Source organism: Streptomyces antibioticus (genome assembly GCF_002019855.1).
GTDB lineage: Bacteria > Actinomycetota > Actinomycetes > Streptomycetales > Streptomycetaceae > Streptomyces > Streptomyces antibioticus_B.
In genome coordinates this window covers 3,469,673-3,487,296 of sequence record NZ_CM007717.1, presented here as the reverse complement: position 1 = coordinate 3,487,296, position 17,624 = coordinate 3,469,673, and the positions used below count along the sequence as shown (strand labels likewise).

Below are 17,624 nucleotides of genomic sequence, written 5' to 3'. Positions count from 1 at the left end.
CACAGCCACAGCACGGAAACGCGCTCTCCCTACCTTCGGGACTCATCACCGCTCATCCCCGCGAACGACCGAGCCCCGGAGCACGTGGAGGCGTCATGACAGCCCCTGGTACAGCCCCCGCACCCCCGCCCGCGAAGAACCGGGCGGGCCGCTGGATCGAGGAGTGGGACCCCGAGGACGAGGCGTTCTGGAACGCCACGGGGGAGAAGGTCGCCCGCCGCAACCTCCTCTTCTCCGTCCTCTCCGAGCACATCGGCTTCTCGATCTGGACCATGTGGTCCGTGCTGGTGCTCTTCATGGGCCCGGAGTACGGCCTGACCCCGGCCGACAAGTTCCTGCTGACGTCGATGGTGACGCTGGTCGGCGCGGTCGTGCGGGTGCCGTACACCTTCGCCGTCGCGGTCTTCGGCGGCCGGAACTGGACGATCGTCTCCGCCGGTCTGCTGCTCGTCCCCACCGTCGCCGCGTTCGCGGTGATGAAGCCGGGGACCTCCTTCGAGACCTTCCTGCTGGTCGGCCTGATCGCGGGGATCGGCGGCGGCAACTTCGCCTCCTCCATGACCAACATCAACGCGTTCTTCCCGCTGCGCAGGAAAGGCTGGGCGCTCGGGCTCAACGCGGGCGGCGGCAACATCGGCGTACCGGTCATCCAGCTCATCGCGCTCGCCGTCATCGGCGCCAGCGGCGGTCCGCGCGTGCTGCTCGGGATCTACATCCCGCTGATCGTGCTGGCCGCGGTCCTCGCCGCGCTCTACATGGACAACCTCGCCTCGGTGAAGAACGACACCGGGGCCGCCAAGGACGCCGCGCGGGACGCCCACACCTGGATCATGTCCTTCCTCTACATCGGGACGTTCGGCTCGTTCATCGGCTACGCCTTCGCCTTCGGGCAGGTGCTCCAGGTCCAGTTCGGCCGGACGCCCCTCCAGGCCGCGTACCTCACCTTCATCGGCCCGCTGCTCGGCTCCCTGATCCGCCCGGTGGGCGGCTGGCTCGCCGACAAGTACGGCGGCGCCCGCATCACCCTCTACAACTACGTCGGCATGGCCGCCGCCACCGGTGTGCTGGTCTTCGCCAGCATGCAGAAGTCGCTGGGCCTGTTCGTCGCCGTCTTCGTCGTGCTGTTCGTGCTCAGCGGCCTCGGCAACGGCTCGACGTACAAGATGATTCCGGGCATCTTCCAGGCGAAGGCCCTCGCCCGGGGGCTGCGCGGCGAGGAGGCGGCCGCCTACGGTCGCCGGCTCTCCGGTGCCTCCATGGGACTGATCGGCGCGGTCGGCGCGCTCGGCGGCGTCGGCATCAACCTGGCGTTCCGTCAGTCCTTCCTCTCCTACGGCTCCGGGACGGGCGCGTTCGTCGCCTTCCTCGCCTTCTACGGGCTGTGCTTCGCGGTCACCTGGGCCGTATACCTTCGCCGCCCGGCCGGGCGGGTCACCGCCACCGGCTCGGCCTCCGAGACGAAGCCGCAGCTCAGCTACGCCGAGGTGTGACGTAACACCGGCGACATCAAGCCGAACCGAGCCTGTCACGAGCCGTTGACAGGCTCGCTCGGCATGTAGGTGCTATGCAACACGACTCGAGTGCGAGACGAGAGTTATGTACGACGAACAGCAGCGAACGGACGCCGGGCCGCGGGCCGCCGTCGACCACGGGCCCCTGGCCGGGTTCACCGTGGGCGTGACCGCCGCGCGCCGCGCCGAGGAACTGGGGGCGCTGCTCCAGCGGCGCGGGGCGGCGGTGCTGCACGCGCCCGCCCTGCGGATCGTGCCGCTGGCCGACGACGGCGAGCTGCTCGCCGCGACCAAGAACCTCATCGACCAGGCGCCGGACGTCGTCGTGGCCACGACCGCGATCGGCTTCCGGGGCTGGATCGAGGCCGCCGACGGCTGGGGTCTCGGCGAGGATCTGCTCGCCCGGCTCGGCGCGATCGAACTGCTGGCCCGCGGGCCCAAGGTGAAGGGCGCGATCCGGGCCGCGGGGCTGACCGAGGACTGGTCGCCGTCGTCCGAGTCGATGGCCGAGGTCCTCGACCGCCTCCTGGAGGAGGGCGTGGACGGGCGCCGGATCGCCGTGCAGCTCCACGGGGAGCCGCTGCCCGGGTTCGTGGAGTCGCTGCGGGCCGGCGGCGCGGAGGTGGTGGGCGTCCCGGTGTACCGGTGGATGCCGCCGGAGGACGTCACGCCGCTGGACCGGCTGATCGACGCGGCCGTCTCGCGCGGTCTGGACGCGATCACCTTCACCAGCGCGCCCGCCGCCGTGTCGCTGCTCTCCCGGGCGGAGCACCGCGGGCTGCTGCCCGAACTGCTCACCGCGCTCCACCACGACGTGGTGCCCGCCTGCGTCGGACCGGTCACCGCGCTGCCGCTCCAGGCGCACGGTCTGGACACCGTCCAGCCGGAACGCTTCCGGCTGGGACCGCTGGTTCAGCTCCTGTGCCAGGAACTGCCGTCCCGGGCACGGGCGTTGCCGGTCGCGGGGCACCGGGTGGAGATCAGGGGGCACGCGGTGCTGGTGGACGGCTGTCTCAAACCGGTGCCGCCGGCCGGGATGTCGCTGCTGCGGGCGCTGTCCCGGCGGCCCGGCTGGGTGGTGCCGCGGGCCGAACTGCTGCGGGCGCTGCCGGGGGCGGGGCGCGACGAGCACGCGGTGGAGACCGCGATGGCCCGGCTGCGGACGGCGCTGGGGGCGCCGAAGCTGATCCAGACGGTGGTCAAGCGCGGCTACCGGCTGGCGCTGGACCCGGCGATCGACGCCAAGTACGCCGACGCCTGAGGTGTGTTCCCCAGGCCCCCTGGCTGCGGCGGGCCCGCGCTGGCACTGTGAGAGGAACGGTTCCCCCGGGCACGCTGAGGAAGAGTTCCCCTAGGCGGTGGCGCATGGCACTGGGCACGGTCACGGTCCCCTACGAGCTGCGGTTCGACTCCGGGCGCAGTTGTCTCGACCTCCTCGCGACCCGCCATCCCTACGAACACCTCGACGGGATCGCCCCGTTGCGTGCCTGGATCACCGGCGCCGGACTGGTGCCGCCGGGCACCCCGCTGACCCACGCCGACCCCGGCTGGACGGCGGCCTTCCGTGAACTGCGGGGCGACATCGACCGGTTGGTGCGCGACTGGCTGGCCCGCACCGACCCCGGCCCGTACGACGCCGCCCTCGCCCGGGTCAACGCGGCGGCCCGCCCGGCCCCGCCCGTCCCGCGCGCCGTACGCGACGAGGACGGCACCCTCGTACGCGAGTTGGACGGTCCGCCGCAGTGCGCCGCGCTGCTCGCCGCGGTCGCCAGGGACGCCGTCGAACTCCTCACCGATCCCGCCGCCCGCGCGGGGCTGCGGGAGTGCGCGGGCGACAACTGCCCGATCGTGTACGTCGACACCTCCCGGGGGCGGCGCCGGCGCTGGTGCTCCAGCGAGGTCTGCGGGAACCGGGAGCGGGTCGCCCGGCACCGCCGGCGCGTCGCGCGGGAGCGGGCTCAACTGCCCGGAATGCGTCTTCTCTGACGAGACGCCAGAAGTGTCGTCGACAACGGGTGAAGTGATTTCGGCAACATTCTGTTTGTTCGCCTCATCGCCCGGGCAGTGAGCGCCGCCGCGCTCATGTGGCGGAAATGTAAAGGAAAGACGGTGGGAATGTGCCGCCATGTCCCCCTCGTCATGACACCCCCAAGAAAACTGTCTGCTCGGTTTGAACGCTCTCCACACCGCGTGCGTACCCGTCAGCGAGCGACTGACTGGGGGAACCCCCGGACACCGGAGGTGGGCGTGCGCAAGGATGCGGCCGTGGCCAATGAACGTGGATCGAGGGCCCGACATCGCATGTCCCAGCCCTCGGAACCTGACGAGGAGCTGATGCGTGCTCTGTATCGGGAGCATGCCGGACCCCTTCTTGCGTATGTCCTGCGCCTGGTTGCCGGAGACCGGCAGCGTGCCGAGGACGTCGTGCAGGAGACACTCATCCGAGCCTGGAAGAACGCCGGCCAGCTCAATCGAGCGACCGGTTCGGTACGCCCCTGGCTGGTGACGGTCGCTCGCCGCATCGTCATCGACGGCCACCGCAGCCGGCAGGCCCGGCCGCAGGAGGTCGACCCGTCGCCGCTGGAGGTCATTCCCGCGGAGGACGAGATCGACAAGGCGCTGTGGCTGATGACGCTGTCCGATGCACTCGACGACCTGACCCCCGCCCACCGGGAGGTGCTCGTCGAGACGTACTTCAAGGGGCGTACCGTCAATGAGGCGGCCGAGACGCTGGGTATACCCAGCGGCACCGTCCGTTCTCGAGTGTTCTATGCCCTGCGGTCGATGAAGCTGGCTCTGGAGGAGCGGGGGGTGACGGCGTGATGAGCATTTACGGGGGGTTCGGAGCGGGTGGCCCGGGTATGTCTGGACCCATGCAGGGATCTGTGGGATCTCCGAGCCCGAGTGAGCATGAAACCGTCGGCGCCTACGCCCTCGGCATCCTCGACGACGCCGAGGCGACCGCCTTCGAGTCGCATCTGGTCGGCTGCGAGTGGTGCGCCCAGCAGCTCGACGAGCTGGCCGGGATGGAACCGATGCTGGCGGCCCTCGCGGACCTGCCGGGCACCGGGACCCCGGCGATCGGCGAGTCCCTCTCCGCCCGGCCCAGCCCGCGGCTGGTGGACAAGCTGGTCGACGAGGTGTCCGAGCGCCGCGCCCAGAAGCGCCGCCGCTCCTTCTTCCTGGTGGCGGCCGCGGCCGCGCTGATCGTCGGCGGTCCGCTGACCGTGCTGGCCGCGTCCGGCGGCGACGGCGGCAGCACCGGTGTGCAGGCAGGCTCCACCAAGTCCGCCGCGGTCACCACGAAGGCCGCCTTCGACGCCCTGCCCACCAAGGTCACGGCGACCGACGACGCCACCAAGGTCTCGGCGACCGTCGCCATGCTGGAGAAGGGCTGGGGCACCGAGGTCGGTGTCGAGCTGAAGAACGTCACGGGCCCGGAGAAGTGCTCGCTGATCGCCGTCGGCAAGGACGGCAAGCGCGAGACGGTCTCCTCCTGGTCGGTCCCGGAGTGGGGGTACGGCATCCCCGGCGCCACCACCGAACAGGCCAAGAACCCGCTCTACGTGATGGGCGGCGCGGCCTTCAAGGCCAATGAGATCGATCACTTCGAGGTCATGACCTTCGGGGGCAAGAAGCTCGTCGAGATCGACGCCTGACCGCCTGTCCGTAGCCTCATGGGGTCCCCTTCGCGTACGGTTGACGGCTGCCCAGCACGTCAGAAGGGGGCCCGGTGGCCGTTCAGGCTCAGCAGGAAACCGCGGTCGGCGCCGCACCGGACTCGGTCCGGGAACGCGAGATCAGCGTCGAACAGGAACATCTCGACCGGGTGTACCGGCGGCTCGAGGAGAAGATCCACGAGGCCGAGTTCCTGATGAACGACGCCGCCAAGCGTGGCCAGGTCGGGACGCCCGGCGCCCTCGCCGAACGGGACGCCCAGGTCTTCCGGGCGGGGGTGCACCTCAACCGGCTCAACAACGAGTTCGAGGACTTCCTGTTCGGGCGGATCGACCTGCTCCCCGGCAAGGACGGCAAGAAGGGCCCCGACGGCGCCTACACCGCCGTCGAACCCGCCGAGGGCGCGGTGCGCGGGGACGGGACCGCCGACATCGCCGAGACCCTCCACATCGGCCGTATCGGCGTCCTCGACTCCGACTACGCGCCGCTGGTCATCGACTGGCGGGCCCCGGCGGCGGCCCCCTTCTACCGGTCCACCCCGGTCGACCCCGGCCGGGTCGTGCGGCGCCGGGTGATCCGTTCCAAGGGCCGCCGGGTCCTCGGTGTCGAGGACGACCTGATGCGTCCCGAGCTGCGGGCCTTCCTGGCCGGCGAGGAACTGCCCGTCATCGGCGACGGCGCCCTGATGGCCGCCCTCGGCCAGGCCCGCTCGCACACCATGCGGGACATCGTCGCCTCCATCCAGGCCGAGCAGGACCTCGTCATCCGCGCCCCCGCCGCCTCCGTCACCTATGTCGAGGGCGGCCCCGGCACCGGCAAGACCGCCGTCGCCCTGCACCGCGCGGCCTACCTCCTCTACCAGGACCGGCGCCGGTACGCGGGCGGCATCCTGATCGTCTCGCCGACCCCCCTGCTGGTCGCGTACACCGAAGGCGTGCTGCCCTCCCTCGGCGAGGAGGGCCAGGTCGCCATCCGCGCCATCGGCTCCCTCGTCGACGGCGCCGAGGCCACGCTCTACGACTCCCCGGCGGTGGCCCGCGCCAAGGGGTCGTCCAGGATGCTGCGGGTGCTGCGCAAGGCGGCCCGCGGGGCGCTGGAGAACGGCGGCGGGACCGGACAGCTCGCCCTCGGCGACACCCGTGACACCAGCGACACCGTGGCGACGCCCACCCGGCTGCGGGTGGTCGCCTTCGGCCGCCGTCTGGAGCTGGAGGCCGCCGACCTCGACCGGATCCGGCAGAGCGCCCTCGGCGGCACCGCCCCGGTCAACCTGCTGCGCCCGCGCGCCCGCAAGCTGCTCCTGGACGCCCTGTGGGAGCGCTCCGGCGCGGCCGGCCGGCACACCGATCCCGAACTCGCCGCCGAACTGCGCTCCTCCTTCGACGAGGACGTCACGAGCGAGGACTCCTTCACCGCGTTCCTCGACGCCTGGTGGCCCGAGCTGACCCCGAAGGCCGTCCTCGCCGCGATGGCCGACGAGCGCCGGCTCGGCCGCTGGGCCCGCCGGATCCTCAACCCCGGCGAGGTCCGCAGAGTCGCCCGGTCCCTGAAGCGGGACGGCCACTCCGTGCACGACATCGCCCTGCTCGACGAGCTCCAGGCGGTCCTCGGCACCCCGGCCCGCCCTCGCAAGCGCCGCGAACTCGACCCGCTGGACCAGCTCACCGGCCTGGAGGAGCTGATGCCGGTGCGCGAGGAGACCCAGCGCGAGCGGGCCGAGCGGCTCGCCCAGGAACGCGTCGAGTACGCGCACGTCATCGTCGACGAGGCCCAGGACCTCACGCCGATGCAGTGGCGCATGGTCGGCCGCCGTGGCCGGCACGCCACCTGGACCGTCGTCGGCGACCCCGCCCAGTCCTCCTGGTCCGACCCCGACGAGGCCGCCGAGGCCCGCGACGAGGCGCTCGGCTCCCGGCCGCGCCGCCGCTTCCGGCTCACCGTGAACTACCGCAACCCGGCCGAGATCGCCGAACTCGCCGCGAAGGTGCTGGCCCTGGCCATGCCCGGCGCCGAGTCGCCGTCCGCGGTCCGCTCCACCGGCGTCGTCCCGCGCTTCACGGCGGTCGAGCAGTCGCTCGCCGCCACCGTCCGGGCCGAGGCCGCCCGGCTGCTGGAGCAGGTGGACGGCACGGTCGGCGTCGTCGTCGCGATGCAGCGCCGCGAGGAGGCCCGCCGCTGGCTCGCCGGGCTCGGCGACCGGGTGGTGGCCCTGGGCAGCCTGGAGGCCAAGGGCCTGGAGTACGACGCGACGGTCGTCGTCTCCCCGGCGGAGATCGCGGACGAGTCCCCGGCCGGGCTGCGGGTGCTGTACGTGGCCCTCACCCGGGCCACCCAGCAGCTCACGATCGTGTCGGGCGACCGGGACGAACCGGATGCGCACGGGGTCCCCGACCTGCTCAGGGACTGAGGCGGGGACTGAGGCGGGGACCGGGGCGCCGGGCATCCGGAGGATCGTTTCCGGAGAACTCCGCGGACGGGAATGGTCTTCGGGGATCCGTTTGTTAGATTGGGTGTGACACCGGCTCGATCCAAGCCCCCGGGCCCAACCTTCGTCGCTACGAGCGACCACTTGCCGCGAGGCGAGCATGGCGGGTCGGTGTCACCAGCGTGAGAAGAGGCCCACGTCCCCGTGACGTGGGCCTCTTCTGTGACCCGGGTCGCTTTTCATGTGAACACAACGATCGCAATTCGGTGCGGTTACCACGTACTCATCAGTAGGTGCGACGATCTGACGGCAAACCCGCCACCAGCAGTCCAGCAGTGCAGAGGAAGTCGGCCATGGCAACGGCGCCCAGCGTCTCCTACTCGATGACGGTCCGTCTGGAGGTGCCGGCCAGCGGAACCTCGGTCTCGCAGCTCACCACGGCCGTCGAGTCCCACGGCGGGTCCGTCACCGGCCTCGACGTCACCGCCTCCGGCCACGAGAAGCTCCGGATCGACGTCACCATCGCGGCCACCTCGACCGCCCACGCCGACGAGATCGTCCAGCAACTGCGCGAGATCGAGGGCGTCACCCTCGGCAAGGTCTCCGACCGTACGTTCCTCATGCACCTCGGCGGCAAGATCGAGATGCAGTCCAAGCACCCCATCCGCAACCGTGACGACCTCTCCATGATCTACACGCCCGGTGTGGCCCGGGTCTGCATGGCGATCGCCGAGAACCCCGAGGACGCGCGCCGCCTCACCATCAAGCGCAACTCCGTTGCGGTCGTGACGGACGGCTCCGCCGTGCTGGGCCTCGGCAACATCGGGCCCAAGGCCGCGCTGCCCGTCATGGAGGGCAAGGCGGCCCTCTTCAAGCGGTTCGCCGGCATCGACGCCTGGCCGCTCTGCCTGGACACCCAGGACACCGACGCGATTGTCGAGATCGTCAAGGCGATCGCCCCCGGCTTCGCCGGCATCAACCTGGAGGACATCTCCGCGCCCCGCTGCTTCGAGATCGAGGCCCGGCTGCGCGAGGCCCTCGACATCCCCGTCTTCCACGACGACCAGCACGGCACCGCGATCGTCGTCCTGGCCGCCCTCACCAACGCGCTGCGCGTGGCGGGCAAGGCGATCGAGAACATCCGGGTGGTCATGTCCGGCGCCGGCGCGGCCGGCACCGCCATCCTCAAGCTGCTGCTGGCGGCCGGGGTGAAGAGCGCCGTCGTCGCCGACATCCACGGCGTGGTGCACGCCGGCCGCGCCGACCTGGTGGACGCCCCGGCCGACTCCCCGCTGCGCTGGATCGCCGACAACACCAACCACGAGGGGCTCACCGGCACCCTCAGGCAGGCCGTGCGCGGCGCCGACGTCTTCATCGGAGTCTCCGCCCCGAACGTCCTCGACGGCGACGACGTGGCGGCCATGGCCGAGGACGCGATCGTGTTCGCGCTCGCGAACCCGGACCCCGAGGTCGACCCGGCGGTGGCCCGCCGCACGGCCGCCGTGGTGGCCACCGGACGCTCCGACTTCCCCAACCAGATCAACAACGTGCTGGTCTTCCCCGGCGTCTTCCGGGGGCTGCTGGACGCGCAGTCCCGCACCGTCAACACCGAGATGATGCTCGCGGCCGCGAAGGCCCTCGCGGACGTCGTCAGCGACGACGAGCTGAACGCGAACTACATCATCCCGAGCGTCTTCAACGACAAGGTCGCGGGCGCGGTGGCGGGCGCGGTGCGCGAGGCCGCCAGGGCCGCGGGCGGCTCGGCGTCCTGAAGCCCGGGGCCGTACCCTGGCGGGGACTGTGAGGATCGCCACGGTCCCCGCACCGGCGCGTCGCCGGACGCGCTGTCAGTGCCGCGCCCTATCGTGACGGCCAGCCTCAGCCGCGCTTCGTGTGACCCCCACGGGTGTTCTCACGACTCCTGCGGGTGCCGGATTGGCTTTCCCGCCGCAGGTAGGGGCAGGATGCGTCCCTGGGCGCGAGCACAACGACTTCGCTGTGCCCAACATGCGGCTCCGCCGCGTGGCACGCCGCAACGGCAAGAAGAACACGGGAGTAACAACATGAACCGCAGTGAGCTGGTGGCCGCGCTGGCCGACCGCGCCGAGGTGACCCGCAAGGACGCCGACGCCGTGCTGGCCGCGTTCGCCGAGGTCGTCGGCGACATCGTCTCCAAGGGCGACGAGAAGGTCACCATCCCCGGCTTCCTGACCTTCGAGCGCACCCACCGTGCCGCTCGCACCGCGCGCAACCCGCAGACCGGCGACCCGATCCAGATCCCGGCCGGCTACAGCGTGAAGGTCTCCGCGGGCTCGAAGCTCAAGGAAGCGGCCAAGGGCAAGTAAGCCGCACCCGTACGCCACGGACGCGTACGGGCCTCAGCAACGCCCATGGGGCGGCCACCCTGACCAGGGTGACCGCCCCATCGCTGTACACGCTTCTAACCGAGCAGCTTGCCCGGGAGTTCGACCTTGGCGCCGAGTTCCACCAGCTTCTCCATGAAGTTCTCGTAGCCGCGGTTGATCAGTTCGATGCCGTGGACTCGGGAGGTGCCCTGGGCCGCGAGGGCGGCGATCAGGTAGGAGAAGCCGCCGCGGAGGTCGGGGATGACCAGGTCGGCGCCCTGGAGGCGGGTGGGGCCGGAGACGACCGCGGAGTGCAGGAAGTTGCGCTGGCCGAAGCGGCAGTCGGAGCCGCCCAGGCACTCGCGGTAGAGCTGGATGTGGGCGCCCATCTGGTTCAGCGCCGAGGTGAAGCCGAGCCGGGACTCGTACACCGTCTCGTGGATGATCGACAGCCCCGTGGCCTGCGTCAGCGCGACCACCAGCGGCTGCTGCCAGTCGGTCTGGAAGCCCGGGTGGACGTCCGTCTCCAGCGCGATGGACTTGAGCTGGCCGCCGGGGTGCCAGAAGCGGATGCCCTCGTCGTCGATCTGGAAGGCGCCGCCCACCTTCCGGTAGGTGTTCAGGAACGTCATCATCGAGCGCTGCTGCGCCCCGCGGACGTAGATGTCACCCTCGGTCGCCAGCGCCGCGGACGCCCAGGACGCCGCCTCCAGCCGGTCCGACAGGGCCCGGTGGGTGTACCCGCCGAGCTTGTCCACACCGGTGATGCGGATGGTGCGGTCGGTGTCCATCGCGATGATCGCGCCCATCTTCTGCAGCACGCAGATGAGGTCCTCGATCTCCGGCTCGACGGCCGCGTTGGACAGCTCGGTGACACCTTCCGCGAGGACCGCCGTCAGCAGCACCTGCTCGGTCGCGCCCACGGACGGGTACGGCAGCCGGATCTTCGTGCCGCGCAGCCGCTGAGGGGCCTCCAGGTACTGCCCGTCCGCCCGCTTCTCGATCTTCGCGCCGAACTGCCGCAGCACGTCGAAGTGGAAGTCGATCGGTCGGCCGCCGATGTCGCAGCCGCCCAGGCCCGGGATGAACGCGTGGCCCAGCCGGTGCAGCAGCGGCCCGCAGAACAGGATCGGGATCCGGCTCGACCCCGCGTGGGCATCGATGTCGGCGACGTTGGCGCTCTCCACATAGGTCGGGTCGAGCACCAGCTCACCGGGCTCCTCACCCGGACGGACCGTCACCCCGTGCAGTTGCAGCAGCCCGCGTACGACCCGCACGTCGCGGATGTCCGGAACGTTGCGCAGCCGACTCGGCTCACTGCCCAGCAGCGCGGCGACCATGGCCTTCGGTACGAGGTTCTTCGCACCGCGGACACGGATCTCGCCCTCCAGCGGGGTTCCGCCGTGAACAAGCAGTACGTCGTCAGAGCCGTTGACGGTCATGTGTCTCGCGTTCCATCGAGTGGGGCAGGGCCAGAGGAGACAGAGTAATCGCCGCCGACCCCCCTGCCGGAAGCCCGAGGAGGGCCCAGGGAGGTCATAGCTGTGTCACAACACGAACGGTTCCGCGGCGGCCACACGGGGTCACCGCGCGGCGCCCTCCGCGGCCGTGCGCCGGGACCGCATCCGTGCGCCCGACCTGCCCTCACCCCCGTACCCGCATTGCCTCCCCACTCCCGGGGAAGATGGGGGATCATGTCTGGCATGACCGAGGTGTCCTCGCTCACAGGGCGGCTGCTCGTGGCAACGCCCGCCCTGGCGGACCCGAACTTCGACCGTGCGGTGGTGCTCCTTCTCGACCACGACGAGGAGGGCTCCCTCGGTGTCGTCCTCAACCGCCCCACGCCGGTGGGCGTGAGCGACATCCTGGAGGGCTGGGCCGGCCTCACCGGCGAGCCCGGGGTCGTCTTCCAGGGCGGCCCGGTGTCCCTCGACTCCGCGCTGGGCGTCGCCGTCATCCCGGGCGACTCCTCCGGGGACCGCGGCCCGCTCGGCTGGCGCCGGGTGCACGGCGCGATCGGCCTCGTCGACCTGGAGGCCCCGCCGGAACTCCTCGCCTCCGCGCTGGGGTCCCTGCGGATCTTCGCCGGATACGCCGGCTGGGGACCCGGCCAACTGGAGGACGAACTGGTGGAGGGTGCCTGGTACGTGGTGGAGTCCGAACCCGGTGACGTCTCCTCCCCGGCCCCCGAGAGACTCTGGCGCGAGGTCCTGCGCCGCCAGCGCAGCGACCTGGCGATGGTGGCCACGTACGCGGACGACCCGTCGCTCAACTGATCCGCCGGAGCTTTCAGTACCCTTGGGCGCATGAGCACTCTCGAGCCCGAGCGCGGCACCGGTACGGGGACCCTCGTAGAGCCGACGCCGCAGGTGTCGCACGGCGACGGCGACCACGAGCGCTTCGCGCACTACGTCCAGAAGGACAAGATCATGGCGAGCGCCCTCGACGGCACGCCCGTCGTGGCGCTGTGCGGCAAGGTGTGGGTGCCCGGCCGCGATCCCAAGAAGTATCCCGTCTGCCCGATGTGCAAGGAGATCTTCGAGTCGATGGGCGTCGGCGGCGGAGACGGCAAGGGCAAGGGCGGCGACAAGAAGTAGGGACCCCGCCCGGTCCTTCACCTGAAGCCCTGAGGCTCTGAGGCCCCCGAGACGCGTTTTCGCGTGTCTCGGGGGCCTTTGGCGTGTTTGCCGTTGCACGGGGTGCGTCCCGTGGTCACAGAGTGGTTGAGACCTCTTGTCGGCGTGATCCGGAAGTCCCTAGCCTCCGAGTGTTGTGCAGAGCAAAACAGTCATTGCACATGATGCAACGCTCGCGCTTCTCGTCCGGAGGGACACGTCATGAAGCTCCCCGTCCGGCCCGCCCTGCTCGCGGCCGCGGCCCTGGTCGTCGCCACCGCCTGCACCCCCCAGACCTCCGCGAACTCCGCCTCCGGCACCGACGACAGGACCGGCACCCTGCGCGTCTGGCTCTTCCAGGAGGTCGGCAACACCCCGAAGGCCGAGGTCGTCGACTCCGTCGTCGCCGCCTTCGAGAAGGCCCACGACGGCGTGCGGGTCGACGTCGAGTACATCCCCGTCGAGAGCCGCGCCCAGCGCGTCAAGGCCGCCCTCAACGACCCGAAGTCCGCTCCCGACGTGCTGGAGTACGGCAACACCGACACCGCCGGCTATGTCCACGACGGCGGACTCCTCGACGTCACGAAGGAGTTCGGCGCCTGGCCCGAGGCGAAGGACACCGACCCCACCGCCCGCCGCTCGGTCACCGTCGGCGGCAAGGTCTACGGCGCCCCCTTCTACGTCGGCGTCCGCGCCCTCTACTACCGCACCGACGTCTTCGAGGACCTCGGCCTCGCCGTCCCGAAGTCCCTGGCCGAACTGGCGGCCACCGCCCGCGCCGTCCGCGCCGCCCGGCCCGATCTGTACGGCCTGGTCGTCGGCGGCGCCTACACGTACGGCGCGATGCCCTTCGTCTGGGCGCACGGCGGGGAACTCGCCGACGCCGACGGCGACTCCTACACCTCGGGGATCGACAGCGCCGCCGCCCGCAAGGGCATCGAGGCGTACACCGCCCTCTTCTCGGACGACAACTGTCCGGCCGCCAAGTGCGCCGGCATGGGCGGCAACGACACCGTCACCGCGTTCGCGGCCGGCAAGGCGGGCATGGCGATCGGCGGCGACTTCAGCCACACCGCCGTGGAGGCCGGGGCCGTGAAGGGCAAGTACGCCGTCGTCCCGCTGCCCGGTGTCACGGCGGGATCGGTCGCCCCGGCCTTCGCGGGCGGCAACAACATCGGCGTCCTGAAGAGCACCTCGCACCGCACCCTGGCCGTCGGCCTGATGAAGGCGCTGGCGTCGAAGAGGACCCAGGGAGCGCTGTTCGACGCGATGGGCTTCCTGCCGACCTTCACGGACGTCCGCGACCGGGCCGCCGCGCGGGAGCCGTTCGTGGCGCCCTTCGTGCGGACCCTGGCCGCCGGCACCAAGTTCGTGCCCGCCTCGCCCGCCTGGTCCCAGATCGACTCCCAGCAGGTCCTGCCGACCATGTTCCAGGAGGTCGTCAGCGGCCGGAAGAGCGTCACGGCGGCCTCCGCGGACGCGGCGAAGAAGATGGACGACGCGTTCGGCTCCGCCGGGTGACGGCGCCGGCCGGCCTCAAGGGCGCCGAGCGGGCACCGGCGCGGATCCGGGCGGTGTCCGGCCGTCCGCGCCCGCGGACGGCCCGCCTGACGCCCTGGCTCTATCTCGCCCCCGCCCTCGTCGTCCTCGCCGCCCTGCTCGCCTACCCCGTCTACCAGCTCGGGCTCATCTCCCTCTTCGAGTACACCCAGGCACAGGTCAGCGGCGGCGAACCGACCGTCTTCCGGGGCTTCGGCAACTACGCCGACGTCTTCGGCGACGACCGGTTCTGGCAGGTGCTGCTGTCCACGGTCGTCTTCGCGGCCCTGTGCGTGCTCTGCACGCTCGCCGTCGGCTGCGCGCTCGCCGTGCTCCTCACGCGCGTGCGTGCCCTGCCCCGGCTCGCGCTGATGCTGGCCGCGCTGGGCGCCTGGGCCACCCCGGCGGTCACCGGCTCGACGGTCTGGCTGTTCCTCTTCGACCCCGACTTCGGCCCCGTGAACCGGATCCTCGGCCTCGGCGACCACTCCTGGACGTACGGCCGCTACAGCGCCTTCTTCCTCGTCCTGCTCGAAGTCGTCTGGTGCTCCTTCCCGTTCGTGATGATCACCGTCTACGCCGGGATCCGCGCCGTGCCAGCGGAGGTGCTGGAGGCGGCCGCGCTGGACGGCGCCTCACCGTGGCGGATCTGGCGGTCCGTGCTCGCCCCGCTGCTGCGGCCGATCCTGACCGTCGTCACCATCCAGTCCGTCATCTGGGACTTCAAGGTCTTCACCCAGATCTACGTCATGACGGGCGGCGGCGGGATCGCCGGCCAGAACCTCGTCCTGAACGTCTACGCCTACCAACAGGCGTTCGCGTCCTCGCAGTACGGCCTCGGTTCGGCCATCGGCGTCGTGATGCTGGTCCTGCTGCTCGCCGTCACGCTCGTGTATCTGCGGCTGCTGCGCCGCCAGGGGGAGGAGCTGTGAACGCCGTACGGAACCTGGTGGCCCGGCCCTGGCGGCTGGTGGCCGAGGCGGCCGCGCTGCTGACCGCGGCCGTCGTCGCCTTCCCGCTGTACTGGATGGTGCTCGGCGCCTTCCGGCCGGCCGGGGAGATCGAGTCCGGCGCGCCGCGGCCGTGGACCCTCGCCCCCTCCCTGGATTCCTTCCGGAGGGTGTTCGGACAACAGGAATTCGGCCGCTACGCGCTCAACAGCCTTCTCGTCGCGGGCGCCGTGGTGATCGCCTCGGGGCTCATCGCGTTTCTCGCCGCGACCGCCGTGACCCGATTCCGGTTCCGCTTCCGGACCACCCTGCTGATCATGTTCCTGGTGGCCCAGATGGTGCCCGTGGAGGCCCTGACGATCCCGCTGTTCTTCCTCATGCGGGACGCCGGTCAGCTCAACACCCTGGGGTCCCTGATCCTGCCCCACATCGCCTTCTCGCTGCCCTTCGCGATCTGGATGCTGAGGGGGTTCGTGAAAGCCGTCCCGGAAGCCCTGGAGGAGGCCGCGTACCTCGACGGGGCGAGCCGGACGCGCTTTCTCTGGCAGATTCTTTTCCCGCTCGTGCTGCCCGGTCTGGTGGCCACGAGCGTCTTTTCCTTCATCTCCGCCTGGAACGACTTCCTCTTCGCCAAGTCGTTCATCATCAGCGACACTTCGCAGTCCACCCTGCCCATGGCCCTGCTGGTGTTCTTCCGGCCGGACGACCCCGACTGGGGCGGCGTGATGGCGGGTTCCACGCTGATGACGATTCCGGTGCTGGTGTTCTTCGTACTCGTGCAGCGCCGTCTGGTCTCCGGACTCGGCGGCGCGGTCAAGGACTGAAAGGTCTGAAAGGTCTTGGGTCTGACATGACGGAACTGATTCCGGCGCCCCGCGCCGTCACCGCCGCACCCGGCGAGGTGCGGCTCACGGCGCGCTCCCGGCTGTACACCGGCCCCGGGGCGGAGGGCGCCGGGCGCTGGCTGCGCACCGCCCTGGGGCAGGCCACCGGCCTGCCGCTGCACGAGGGACGGGAACCCGACGGCACCGACGCCACCGATGGCACCGACGGCATCGCGCTCCAGGTGGACGGCCGGCTCGGCCCCGAGGAGTACCGCCTCGTCAGCGACGCGCGCGGGGTGCTCGTCGAGGGCGGGGACGCGGCCGGTGTCTTCTGGGGCGCCCAGACGCTCCGCCAGCTCCTCGGCCCCGACGCCCACCGCAGGGCACCGGTGCGCCGCGACCGGATCTGGGCCGTGCCGCACCTCACGATCGAGGACGCGCCCCGCTTCCGCTGGCGCGGACTCATGCTCGACGTGGCCCGGCACTTCATGCCGAAGGACGGCGTCCTGCGCTACCTGGATCTGATGGCCGCGCACAAACTGAACGTCTTCCACTTCCATCTGACGGACGACCAGGGCTGGCGCATCGAGATCCGGCGCCATCCCCGTCTCACCGAGGTCGGCGCCTGGCGGGCCCGCACGAAATTCGGCCATCGCGCCTCACCCCTGTGGGACGAGAAGCCGCACGGTGGCCACTACACGCAGGACGACATCCGCGAGATCGTCGCCTACGCCGCCGAGCGGCATATCACCGTCGTCCCCGAAATCGACGTACCCGGGCACTCGCAGGCCGCGATCGCCGCGTATCCGGAACTCGGCAACACCGATGTCATCGACACCACCGCCCTCTCCGTGTGGGACACCTGGGGGGTCAATCCCAACGTACTCGCCCCCACCGACAACACCCTTCGCTTCTACGAGGAGGTGTTCGAGGAAGTCCTCGACCTGTTCCCCTCGGAGTTCGTCCACATCGGCGGCGACGAATGCCCCAAGGAGCAGTGGCGGAGTTCTCCGGCCGTACAGGCCCGGATCGCGGAACTCGGCCTCGCCGACGAGGACGCGCTCCAGTCGTGGTTCGTCCGGCACTTCGACACCTGGCTGTCCGCGCGCGGGCGCCGGCTCATCGGCTGGGACGAGATCCTGGAGGGCGGTCTCGCGGACGGCGCGGCGGTGTCGTCCTGGCGCGGCTACGCGGGCGGTACGGCGGCCGCGCGCGCGGGGCACGACGTCGTCATGTGCCCCGAGCAGCACGTGTACCTGGACCACCGGCAGGACGGCGGCCCGGACGAGCCGGTGCCGATCGGCTGGGTCCGCACCCTGGAGGACGTGTACCGGTTCGAGCCCGTTCCACCGGAGTTGACGCCCGCACAGGCGGCGCACGTGATCGGGACCCAGGCCAACGTCTGGACCGAGGCGATGGAGGACGCCGCGCGCGTCGACTACCAGGTCTTTCCCCGGCTCGCGGCGTTCGCCGAGGTCGCCTGGAGCGCCCTGCCCGCGCCCGCGGAACGGGACTTCGCGGACTTCGAGCGGCGGACGGTGGCGCACTACGCGCGGCTGGACGCCCTGGGCGTCGCCTACCGGCCGCCGGGAGGCCCGCGGCCGTGGCAGCGGCGGCCCGGTGTCCTGGGGCGCCCGATCGAGGGTCCGCCGCCGCACCGGTGACCGTCCTGCCCCGCTTCGGGAGAGGCGCGACGGAAACCCCGAAGAGTGGCAATCCGTACGCACCGGATGTGCC

General features: G+C 71.2%; 15 protein-coding genes. 14 read left to right on the top strand and 1 reads right to left on the bottom strand.

Going from position 1 to position 17,624, the window contains the following annotated elements:
* Nucleotides 1-95 precede the first annotated feature (95 nt).
* From AFM16_RS15480 to AFM16_RS15445, 8 genes are all read left to right on the top strand, one after another.
* Nucleotides 96-1,490: a nitrate/nitrite transporter gene (locus AFM16_RS15480; RefSeq protein WP_030780394.1), complete on the top strand. Its 1,395-nt coding sequence runs from the start codon at nucleotides 96-98 to the stop codon at nucleotides 1,488-1,490.
* Nucleotides 1,491-1,596: 106 nt separating this feature from the next.
* Nucleotides 1,597-2,772: a uroporphyrinogen-III synthase gene (locus tag AFM16_RS15475; RefSeq protein WP_030780391.1), complete on the top strand. Its 1,176-nt coding sequence runs from the start codon at nucleotides 1,597-1,599 to the stop codon at nucleotides 2,770-2,772.
* A gap of 104 nt (nucleotides 2,773-2,876) precedes the next feature.
* Nucleotides 2,877-3,497 (top strand): CGNR zinc finger domain-containing protein, encoded by a 621-nt coding sequence (locus tag AFM16_RS15470; protein ID WP_078633654.1) that lies wholly within the window; start codon nucleotides 2,877-2,879, stop codon nucleotides 3,495-3,497.
* Between the two features lie 315 nt (nucleotides 3,498-3,812).
* Nucleotides 3,813-4,334, top strand: coding sequence for a sigma-70 family RNA polymerase sigma factor (locus tag AFM16_RS15465; RefSeq protein ID WP_010039908.1), 522 nt, complete (start codon nucleotides 3,813-3,815; stop codon nucleotides 4,332-4,334).
* 50 nt (nucleotides 4,335-4,384) lie between these two features.
* A complete protein-coding gene (locus tag AFM16_RS15460) occupies nucleotides 4,385-5,170 on the top strand; it encodes an anti-sigma factor (RefSeq protein WP_030780383.1) in 786 nt (261 codons plus the stop codon).
* Between the two features lie 74 nt (nucleotides 5,171-5,244).
* On the top strand, nucleotides 5,245-7,596 hold the full coding sequence (locus AFM16_RS15455) for a HelD family protein (protein WP_030780381.1): 2,352 nt from the start codon (nucleotides 5,245-5,247) through the stop codon (nucleotides 7,594-7,596).
* Between the two features lie 371 nt (nucleotides 7,597-7,967).
* Nucleotides 7,968-9,386 (top strand): NAD-dependent malic enzyme, encoded by a 1,419-nt coding sequence (locus AFM16_RS15450; RefSeq protein WP_030780378.1) that lies wholly within the window; start codon nucleotides 7,968-7,970, stop codon nucleotides 9,384-9,386.
* Between the two features lie 291 nt (nucleotides 9,387-9,677).
* Nucleotides 9,678-9,959: an HU family DNA-binding protein gene (locus tag AFM16_RS15445; protein ID WP_004000874.1), complete on the top strand. Its 282-nt coding sequence runs from the start codon at nucleotides 9,678-9,680 to the stop codon at nucleotides 9,957-9,959.
* 95 nt (nucleotides 9,960-10,054) lie between these two features.
* Here AFM16_RS15445 and murA read toward each other — a convergent pair whose 3' ends face one another.
* A complete protein-coding gene (gene murA / locus AFM16_RS15440; protein WP_030780375.1) occupies nucleotides 10,055-11,401 on the bottom strand; it encodes a UDP-N-acetylglucosamine 1-carboxyvinyltransferase in 1,347 nt (448 codons plus the stop codon).
* A gap of 261 nt (nucleotides 11,402-11,662) precedes the next feature.
* On the opposite strand from murA, the gene AFM16_RS15435 reads away from it, so the two are divergent.
* The 6 genes from AFM16_RS15435 to AFM16_RS15410 all read left to right on the top strand — a co-directional run bounded on the left by AFM16_RS15435 (nucleotide 11,663) and on the right by AFM16_RS15410 (nucleotide 17,551).
* Complete coding sequence (locus tag AFM16_RS15435) at nucleotides 11,663-12,235, top strand: YqgE/AlgH family protein (protein WP_030780371.1); 573 nt, start codon at nucleotides 11,663-11,665, stop codon at nucleotides 12,233-12,235.
* A gap of 30 nt (nucleotides 12,236-12,265) precedes the next feature.
* Nucleotides 12,266-12,556: a DUF3039 domain-containing protein gene (locus AFM16_RS15430; protein ID WP_078633653.1), complete on the top strand. Its 291-nt coding sequence runs from the start codon at nucleotides 12,266-12,268 to the stop codon at nucleotides 12,554-12,556.
* Nucleotides 12,557-12,796: 240 nt separating this feature from the next.
* Nucleotides 12,797-14,095, top strand: a complete 1,299-nt coding sequence (locus AFM16_RS15425) for an extracellular solute-binding protein (RefSeq protein WP_078633652.1) — start codon at nucleotides 12,797-12,799, stop codon at nucleotides 14,093-14,095.
* Nucleotides 14,096-14,139: 44 nt separating this feature from the next.
* On the top strand, nucleotides 14,140-15,045 hold the full coding sequence (locus AFM16_RS15420) for a carbohydrate ABC transporter permease (protein ID WP_078636968.1): 906 nt from the start codon (nucleotides 14,140-14,142) through the stop codon (nucleotides 15,043-15,045).
* The gene (locus AFM16_RS15415) at nucleotides 15,042-15,887 is read left to right on the top strand and encodes a carbohydrate ABC transporter permease (protein WP_030780357.1); all 846 of its coding nucleotides are present in this window, start codon (nucleotides 15,042-15,044) and stop codon (nucleotides 15,885-15,887) included. Before AFM16_RS15420 ends, AFM16_RS15415 begins: the two co-directional genes overlap by 4 nt.
* 26 nt (nucleotides 15,888-15,913) lie before the next feature.
* Nucleotides 15,914-17,551, top strand: a complete 1,638-nt coding sequence (locus AFM16_RS15410) for a beta-N-acetylhexosaminidase (protein WP_078633651.1) — start codon at nucleotides 15,914-15,916, stop codon at nucleotides 17,549-17,551.
* The last annotated feature ends 73 nt before the right edge of the window (nucleotides 17,552-17,624 follow it).